The sequence below is a fragment of the Candidatus Gorgyraea atricola genome, assembly GCA_030765235.1.
Lineage (GTDB): Bacteria > Omnitrophota > Gorgyraeia > Gorgyraeales > Gorgyraeaceae > Gorgyraea > Gorgyraea atricola.
The window spans coordinates 63,117-73,763 of sequence record JAVCCW010000025.1; the positions used below are offsets into that span (position 1 = coordinate 63,117).

The 10,647-nt window shown below is 41.6% G+C and carries 1 protein-coding gene; it reads left to right on the forward strand.

The features are described 5' to 3' along the window. Window positions 1-45 precede the first annotated feature (45 nt). Window positions 46-10,647, forward strand: a 10,602-nt coding sequence (locus tag P9L93_05065) for a HEAT repeat domain-containing protein (GenBank protein MDP8230456.1), incomplete at its 3' end; no start/stop codon positions are given.

Below are 10,647 nucleotides of genomic sequence, written 5' to 3' on the forward strand. Positions count from 1 at the left end.
AATGTAACTTTTACCAAAAATAAAGGCTATTTTTTTATCTGCATTATGATTAACTTTAAAAAAGCCTACTATTTGAAGATTATAGCTATAACAGTGACTGTGTTTTTGTTTTTTAACACTACAGTCTACGGTACAGATCTATCTGATATAAAACAGCTTAGAATTCCCCTTTCATCTTGCAGTAAGGGGAGACTTAGTAAAGCTTATGAAAGTTTCAGAAGGACAAAGGAGAAATTAGGTACATTTTCTTATGTTGCAAACGGTAGAGACCAGGAACAAGAGCAGGGTAATAGAAATACTACCTCTTCTCAAAGACAACAATCTCAGCCTATTTTAAAGTCTTTTTCAAAATCCCTTTTTGGCCGCACGCCTTTTAGGTATAGAGCCTTTTTGTTTTTCATGCCAGGCCTCTTTACCTTTATGTCTATTTTAGATTTAAATGCCAATGCACTTTCATATACTCCAGCACCAGTTAGTTCTGTTGAAGTGGTAGAAGTTATTACTTATCAAGAGCAGCAAAGTCAAAAAGTAACACAGGAAAAGATAGATAGGTTAATAAAACAGTTAGACGAAGATACTACGCGAGATACTGCTATAGATAAGCTAGTCAAAATCGGAGAACCCGCAGTAAATCCTCTTATTGAATCATTGAGGAATATGGACAGCCCCGTAATTGGCGCCCGCATACCCACTATCATTGCCTTAGGTCTAATAGGCCATGAAAGAGCAGTAAAACGTCTCATTGAATTATTGGAAAGTCAGAGGTACCCTATTCGCGAAGCCGCAGACACTGCTTTAGTCAAGATAGGCGAACCCGCAGTTTCTGCTCTAACCAAGGAATTAAATTCAGATGATTGGTGGGTTCAGAAAACAATTGCCCGCATACTCGGCGATATAGGCGACTCTCGATCAGCCCCTGCATTAATAAAGGTATTGGGCGATAAAAATTCAGGTGTTCGAGAAAATGCCGCAAAAGCTCTTGGCAAGATAGCCGATACTCAAACACTTTCTGCCTTATTTAACGAAATAACCAATGAGAGCTCTTCTATCAGAGAACATGCTAAGGAAGTCATTATTAATGTCAGCGGGAAATCCGCAGTTTACTTAACGAATGTCCTCTCCAGTAAAGATAAGTCTGTAATACAATACGCCTCAGAGCTTCTTATTGAAATAGGGAATAACTCTATTCCGGCATTAAAAGAAGGCTTGGATAGCGAAAACTCTACCCTACGCCAGAACACCCTCAAAGTCCTAGAACAGATCTCCCCAGAAGACGCCAAGCTCTACAAGAAACAACAGACCCAAAAACTCATTAAGAAAGGAAGCCCATACATCATAAAGGGAATAATAGCCCTCGTATCACTGACTGTCATAGGAGGCATTCTCTGGGGCATCATAAGATTCCTCCGCAACAGGAACAAACCACCCACCCAGGGACCAAAGCCATCACCAGCATCTCCATCTATATCAAGGTCAATATTCAATACCATCAGGCAGAAATTCCATCTATTCATGATAGTTACCTTCCTTACGCTTATACCTATATCTACTCTAAAGGCAAATACACCTTTACTATTAAGTCCTCCTGGGCAGGAAGAGGTGGTAACTCCTCAAGATAAACAAGATGAAGAGGTGAGTCAGAGAGAGATTAAGAGGTTGATAAGGGATTTATTGTCAGTTGATAATTATAATACTTCAGCAGCAAGAAAGACTCTGAGAAAATTGAGAAGGATAGGCAAACCTGCAATCTCTCTTTTAATCGAAGAATTGAATAACTCAAGAAATTCTTGGACGACATGTGATATTATAAGTGCTCTCGGTGCAATAGGTGACCCAAGTGCAGGCCCAGTTTTAATCAAAAAATTATACAATGAAATATTTTCTGTTAGCTCCAGTGCCTCAAAAGCTCTTAGCAAAATAGGTAATACTAAAGCAGTTTCTATCTTGATAGAACGACTAAATAATCCCAATGTGAAATATTACACAATGACATTCCTTGGTTCAATGGGGCCATTTGCTAAAAAAGCAGTTCCTGCTTTAATAAAGGAATTAGAAAATAAAGATGTGTATGATTTTGTTCGAGAAGAGGCCGCAGAAGCTCTTGGCAAAATAGACGATCCCCAAGCAGTTCCTGCCTTAATCAAGGCATTAATGAATGAGGAAAGTGGAATTCAAGCTACTGCCGCAAACGCCCTCGGCGAAATAGGCAACCCTCAAGCAGTGCCGGCTTTGATTAAGGCATTGCGTTATGAAGATTATGCTATTCGATCATACACTGCAGAAGCCCTTGGTAAAATAGGTGATCCTCGCGCAGTTCCTGCCTTAATCAGGGTATTGAATAGTGAAAAACGATATATCAAAGGAATCCGAAATACAACCGCAGAAGCCCTTGGTAAAATAGGCGGTAAACAAGTAGTGTCTTATTTGATAAATAATTTTCAAGAATTAAAAGAAGACTTAGGCGAAACAGTAATTGTATTGGCACTGGGTAAGACAGGCAGAGAGGAAGCAGTTTCATATTTAATTAACCTTTTAAAAAATATGAAAGCAGACAATTATCCAGAGATAAAAGAATGCATACGACTTCTGTTTGATATAGGGAAAACAGGTGTTCAGGCTTTAACCGTGCTTATGAAAGATGAAAATAATAAAGACATTTCATATATAAAAGAAGTTTTATTTAATGAAACAGATAAAGACAACCATTTTACTAAACCATTTTTAATAGCTGCTTTTGCTAAGATAGATTCAGAACACATCGCTTTTACTCAAGAATTTTTATTGCATATAGACGATGAAGAAACAATAACATTTTTAATCGAAGCAGCAAAAGATGATAATGCCCAAGTAAGGCATAATGCCCTTAAGGCTCTAGATAAGATTGATACTGATAGGAAAATACAAGTATTTATAGGTGTAGTATTAAACGATAAGAACAAGGATGTAGGAGAATTTGCATTAGAGACATTAGGCAAGATTGATGACCCTGACGCCCAGAGGGTCTATAAGCAGCAGCGTTTCAAGACTATTGTCTGGCCCAAGATAAAAACTGTAACTATAAAGGGATTAGTTATATTGTCACTATTAACCGTAGTAGGCGGCATTCTCTGGGGCATCATAAGATACCTCCGCAACAGGAATAAGCCTCCCACCCAGGGACCAAAGCCACCACCAGTATCTACATCTTCATCAAAGTCCATCTTCAGTAATATCAGGCGCAGATTCACGCTGTTTACCATGATTGTACTCTTCACCCTCATACCTATTGTGCCTATAAAGGCAAATGCGCCTTCATATACTCCAGCAACACTAAGTTCTCTACAAGATAAACAAGTAAGTCAGGAAGAGATAGATGAGTTGATAAGGAGTTTGGGTGGTTATGGGGCACGGTCTGCAATCAAAAAATTAGTAAAGATCGGTAAACCAGCGGTGCATGGATTAATCAAGATGTTGGATCGTACAGGGGAAAAGTATTGGAAGGAACGTACAAATGCCTGTGAGACGCTTGGCAAAATAGGTGATCCTGAAGCGATCCCTGATCTGGTCAACGCATTAGACGATAACCACTGGAGCGTTATAGGAGAAGCAGCAAATGCCCTTTTAGAGATTTACAAGGAAACAGCTATTGATCTAACGCAATATCTAGGAGAGAATTTTGAGAAGCGCTTAGAATCCTACCTGTTGTTTAATCAACAGAAATGGGATGATTTGGTTAAAATAGGTACGCCAGCAGTTAATGTCTTATCCAAAGGGACATATATCGGCAATTGGGAGTTTAGATTGAATGCAGTTGCGACATTAGATAGAATAGGCCCGGCCGCTAAAGAGGCAGTTTCTCGTCTGAGAGAGCTCTTATTAAATGACAAAACATGGGATGTTAGAAGAATCGTAGCCGCTGCATGCGGTAGTATAGGCGATCCACAGGCAATACCTGAGTTAGTCAAAGCCTTGGAATTTGAGGATGGGTTGGCTAAGAACAATGCCGTTGAATCGCTTTTTAAGATTAATACACCCAGGAGCAATTTTTTCGGACATCTATATAAGAAAAATATTTCTTTGGCAACCAAAAGGCTTTCTCAAGACGAAATAATCAAGTATGCGATAGAAGCCCTGGGTTCCTGGGCTATATGCGAGCCTGCAATACAAATTCTTAACAGCATAGGCGCTAAAGCTGTTCCTGATGTAATCAATGTATTAAAGACTCTCAAGGAGGATGAACATTGGATTGTCCGTACAAATGCCTGCAAGGCGCTTGGCAAAATAGGTGATTCCCAGGCAGTTAAAGTTTTGATTAAGGCACTTGATGATAAATATTATAATGTTAGTAGGCCCGCTGCATATGCCCTGAGTGAAATAGGTAGCGCTGAGGCAGTAGCTCCACTAATCAAGAAATTAAATAGTGAAGACGATAAGCTTAAAAACAATGCCAGGCAGGCCCTTGTTAAAATCGGTGAACCCGCAATTTCTGCCTTAATTAAGGCTTGGGAGAAAGGCTATCCAAAAGTATTAAAAGGCGATGTCCCGGAGATTTTGATAAAGATGAATAGCCAAAGGCCCAGGTTCTATGGATATCTTTTTAAAGATGATATTGACTCAGCAACAAAAGGAATTTTAGAGGAAAATGTTATCCAGTATGCAATAGAGGCATTAGGGATCGTACATATCTTTGAGCATGCGGAAAGGATACTTATTAAAACAGGCAAACCCGCAGTTACTGATTTAGTTTCGATAGTGGGGCATGCAGATCAAGGTGTCCGGGTACGCGCCGTGAGAGCCCTTGGCGATATAGGCGATTCCAGGGCAGTCTCTGACTTAATAAAAGCCTTACGAGCGGATCAATATTATTTGGTTCGCGTAAATGCAGCAGAGGCACTTGGTAAAATAGTTGACTCCAGGGCTGCGCCTGGTTTAATCAGCGCCATGGGGAATAGAAACAAAGATGTTCGCGCAGCCTCACTGAATGCCCTTGTAAAGATAGGTAAGGCATCTGTATCTAAGTTATGCGAGGCATTGGAAAACAAAAGCAACTCTATCAGGATAAATTCGGCAAAGGCACTTGGCGATATAAGAGACCCTGGAGCAGTAGCTGATTTAATCAAGGCATTGGATGACAAGGAACAGCTTGTTCGAGAAGTTGCTCAAGGCGCACTTGTTAAAATAGGAAAACCTGCTGTAGGCGCTTTAATCGAGACAGTTAACGGTGATTACAGTAACAATGTCACGTACAATGCCGCAAAGGCGCTTACAAGAATAAATACCGGAAAGAGCAGATTTTACGGCTATCTTCATGAAGAGGATATTGAATCAGCGATAAAAGGTTTATCTGCAGAGAATATGATGGGATATGGAATAGAGGCATTAAAAAGTGGAGATGATAATATTCGCAATAACGCAGCAAATATACTTGCAGATATGGGCAGGCCTGCAGTTCCTGATTTGATAAATTCAATGGAGAGCGAGAATCAGCCCACGCGAGCAAAAGCAGCAGAAACCCTTGGCAAGATAGCTGATCCAGAAGCAGTGCCTGTTTTAATCAAGGCGCTAGGTGATATAGATACAGATGTTATGCAGAGCGCTATAGAGGCCCTTGCCAAAATAGGCGAGCCAGCAGTAACTGATCTCATCAAGACATTGAAGGATAAAGACGAGTCTGTTAAAAGAGGCGGCACAGAAGCCCTTGTCAAAATAGGTAAACCTTCAGCAGATCAGCTTACCAAGCTTTTTTCAACTAAAGATAAGTCAAAGATAAAACAGGTAAGCGATATTCTCATAAGAATTGATAAATCTTCTATCCCAGCCCTCAAAGAGGCTCTTACGAGCAAAAACTCCACCCTTCGCCACAACGCCCTAAAGGTCCTCGAGCAAATCTCCCCCAAGGACGCCAATGCCTACAAGAAACAACAGACTCAAAAACTCGTTAAAAAAGGAAGCCCGTATATCATAAAGGGAATAATAGCCCTCGTATCACTGACTGTCATAGGAGGCATTCTCTGGGGCATCATAAGATTCCTCCGCAACAGAAACAAACCTCCCACCCAGGGATCAAAGCCACCGCCTGCATCTACATCTTCATCAAAGTCCATCTTCAGCCATATCAAGCGCAGGTTCACGTTGTTTACCATGATTATACTTTTCACCCTCATACCTATATTACCGGCAAAGGCAAGGGCTATTTCATATACCCCAGCATCAATAACCCCTCTTGGGATAGAAGAGGTACAGGAACAACAGAGTGAAAAGGTAAGTCAGGAAGAGATAGATAGATTGAGAAAACAGTTAGACCGATACATTACAAGAGATGCGGCTATAGATAAGTTGATCAAAATCGGCGAACCCGCAGTCTCTATCTTAATTAAAACATTCAGTGAAGTAGATGAACATCCTGGGACGTATACAAAATACGGGCTTAGAAACTCAGCTACAAAAGCCCTTATTCAAATAGGTAGACCCGCAGTCCCTGCTTTAATTGGGGCGTTGAATAATAAGAATTGGCTTGTTAAACATCATGCAATAGAAGCACTGGGTAAAATAGGTGACCCCCAAGCAGTGCTTCCTTTAATCAGTATAGTGACTGCAGAACGACGTTCGGGGTGGGGCATTAGATTTGAAGCTAAACCAGAGGATAGTATATGGATAGACGCAATTGGGGCTCTTGGCGAGATACGAGATAAACGAGCAGTGCCTGTTTTAATTAAGGAATTAGATAAAGGAGGAAATTTAGTTGCAGCAATCGCTCTTGGTAAAATAGGTAGTACGCGCGCCGTTACTGCCTTAATAAAGGCATTGGAGGATACTAATACTGATGTTCGAAAAAATGTCGCAGAAGCGCTTGGTAATATAGGTGATGATAGAGCTGTTCCTGCTCTGATTAAAGCATTGAATGATGGTGGTATAGTGAGTAGCGGTTATGAAGGTGCCCTTAAAGGCAAGGTCGCAGAAGCGCTTGGTAATATAGGTGATGATAGAGCTGTTCCTGCTCTAATCAAAGCTTTGGATGATGATAGTAAAACGGCATGGCCTCGAGGTGCAACAGTTGCGCGGGAAGCTGTTATAGCACTTGGTAAAATACGAGATCCAAGAGCAGCCCCTGCTATAATTAGTAAATATTATAGAGGATTGATATCCTTTTCTGCTGATGCCCTAATTAATATCGGTACCCCAGAAGCAAGATTTTATGGATATGTTTACTATAAGGATATTAACTCAGCAATCAAAGGACTTCCTCAAGACGAAATTATACAATATGCGATAGAGGCATTAAGATATGATGAGTATGCTTCGCAAATCCTTGTCAAAATAGGCAAACCAGCAATTCCTAGTTTAATAAAGACATTGGCTGATGATAGTTATTATGTCAGAGAGCATGCCATAGAAACGCTTGGTGGAATCGGTGCTCCTGCGGTGCCTGCGTTAATAACGGCATTGACTGAAAATTTAATTGTTTCAGAAGGCATTGCGGAAGCTCTTGCTAGTATAGGCGAATCAGGAATCAATCCTTTAATCCAACTCCTCGCCAATGAAGATAAATCTATCAGAGCCAAGGGCGAACAAGCTCTTATTACTATCGGTGATGAAGCAATCCTTTATTTAAAAGAAGCTTTACAGAGCGATAACTCCACCCTCCGTCACCACGCCCACAAAGTCCTTAAAGAAATCTCTCCAGAAGACGCTCGTGAATGGGAAGGGGCTCAGACCAGAAAACTCATCCATAAGGTAGGTCCGTATATCATAAAAATAGCAGCAGCCCTCGCAGTATTGACCATAGTAGGAGGCATTCTCTGGGGCATCATAAGATTCCTCCGCAACAGGAATAAGCCTCCCACCCAGGGACCAAAGCCACCACCTGCATCCACATCTTCATCAAAGTCTATCTTTAGCAATATCAGGCGCAGACTTACACTATTCACGATGATTATACTTTTCACCCTCATACCTATATTACCGGCAAAGGCGAATACACTCTTATCATTAAACCCCCCTGGACAGGAAAAGGTGATAACGCCTCAAGATGAACAGGATGAAAAAGTAAGTCAGGAAGAGATAGGTAGGTTGATAAAACAGTTAGGCCAATACGCTACAGAGGGTGCGGCTATAGATAAGTTGGCCAAAATCGGTAAGCCCGCAGTAGACCTCCTCATTGAATTATTGAAAGATACTGATTGGTCTATTTGCATAGTCGCAGCCGGAGCCTTAGGCCAGATAGGCGATGAAAGAGCAGTAGACCCCCTCATTGAATTATTGAAAGGTGATAACTCCTATCTTAGCATAGCCATAATCAATTCCTTAGGTCAGATAGGCGATGAAAGAGCAGTAGACCCCCTCATTGAATTATTGAAAGGTAATGACTACTATCCTGGCGCAGCCGCAGTCACTGCCTTAGTCAAGATAGGCGAACCCGCAGTAAACTCTCTCGTCGAATCATTGAGGGATAGTAACTATAATATTCGCGAACGCACAGCTACTATTTTAGACAGATTAAATTGGATACCTCAAACACAAAAAGAGACAATACATTATTATATTGCAAAAAGAAATTGGGATGCCTTAGTCAAGATAGGCGAACCCGCAGTAAATCCTCTCATTGAATTATTGAGAAGTCCGCGCCACGCTATTCGCAAGGCCACAGCAACTGCCTTAGGCCAAATAGGCAATGAAAGAGCAGTAAATCCTCTCATTGAATTATTGAGAAGTCCGCGCCACGCTATTCGCAAGGCCACAGCAACTGCCTTAGGCCAGATAGGCGATGAAAGAGCAGTAGACCCCCTCATTGAATTATTGAAAGATACTGATTGGTCTATTCGCGAAGCCACAGCAACTGCCTTAGGCCAGATAGGCGATGAAAGAGCAGTAGACCCCCTCATTGAATTATTGAGAAGTCGGCGCTATGCTATTCGCAAAGTCACAGCAACTGCCTTAGGTCAGATAGGTAGTGATGCAGTATCTTATTTATATGATGCATTTAATAATAAAAGCTATTTAGATATTCATGAACATTTAGAAAGTACGCTTATTCAAATAGGTAAGCCTACAGCAGATTACATGGTTCCTCTTCTTTCAGCCAAAGATAAATCAAGCATAGAGCAGATTTATAAGATATTGATTGAGGTAGACGAAGCTTCTATCCCCGCACTTAAAAAGGCCCTAGATAGCAATAATCCCACCCTGCGCCACAACGCCCTAAAGGTCCTCGAACAGATCTCCCCAGAAGACGCCAATGCCTACAAGAAAGCCCAGACCCAAAAACTCGTTAAAAAAGGAAGCCCATATATCCTGAAGGGAATAATAGCTCTTGTATCACTGACTGTCGTAGGCGGCATTCTCTGGGGCATCATAAGATTCCTCCGCAACAGAAACAAACCACCCACCCAGGGACCAAAGCCACCACCAGCCCCATCTACATCAAAGTCCATTTTCAGCAATATCAGGCGAAGATTCACGCTATTCACCATGATTATACTCTTCACCTTCATACCTATATTACCTACAAAGGCAAGGCTATATACTCCTGCACCACTGAGTCCTCCTGGCATAGAAGAAGTAATTACCTCTCAGGATAAACAAGATAAAAAGGCAACACAGGAAGAGATAGATAGGTTGATGGACATGTGGCACCTAGACGCGAATATAGATAAGTTGATCAAAATCGGTAAACCTGCAATAGATCATCTCATTAAGAGATTGAAGGATGAGGGTTGGTGGGTTCGCGAAGACGCAGCCGCTGCCCTGGGCAATATAGGAGATGAAAGAGCAGTAGAGCCTCTTATCGAGAGATTGAAAGATGAGCGTTGGTGGGTCCAGAAAGCCGCAGCCGTTGCCCTGGGCAATATAGGAGATGAAAGAGCAGTAAAGCCACTCATTGAAGCAGTTAAGGATAATGGTCAGGCTTTTCAAGAAGTCGCAGCCATTGCCCTGGGCAATATAGGAGATGAAAGAGCAGTAAAGCCTCTTATTGAATTATTGAAGGATGAGGATAGGCAAGTTTTCGGATCCTCTCCCAAGGTCCGGGAAGCAGCAGCCCAAGCCCTGGGCAATATAGGAGATGAAAGAGCAGTAAAGCCCCTCGTTAGGTTATTGAAGGATGAGACTTTTTGGGTTCAGGAAGCAGCAGCCCAAGCCTTAGACAAGTTAAACTGGAAACCTCAGACACAAGAACACAAAATACATTATTTTATTGCCAAACAAAACTGGAACGCCCTTGTTAATATCGGTAAGCCCGCAGTAGACCCTCTTATTGAGGAATTGAATGATACAGATTTAGATGTTCGCAGATCAGCAATCGAAACCCTAGACATTATAGGAGATGAAAGAGCAGTAGAGCCTCTTATCGAGAGATTGAAGGATGAGAATTCAGATGTTCAGAGAGTAGCAGCCATTGCCTTGGGCAATATAGAAAATACTCCTCTCGAAACCAAAGAAAGCATTGTAAATTATCTTAAATCCAGATTGCAAAACGCTGACTCTAAAATACGCCAACAGACTTTAAAAGTCCTCGAGCAAATCGACCCAAAAACTGCCAATGACTACAAGAAACAACAGACCCAAAAACTCGTTAAAAAAGGAAGCCCATACATCATAAAGGGAATAATAGCCCTCGTATCACTGACTCTCATAGGAGGCATTCTCTGGGGCATCATAAGATTCCTCCGC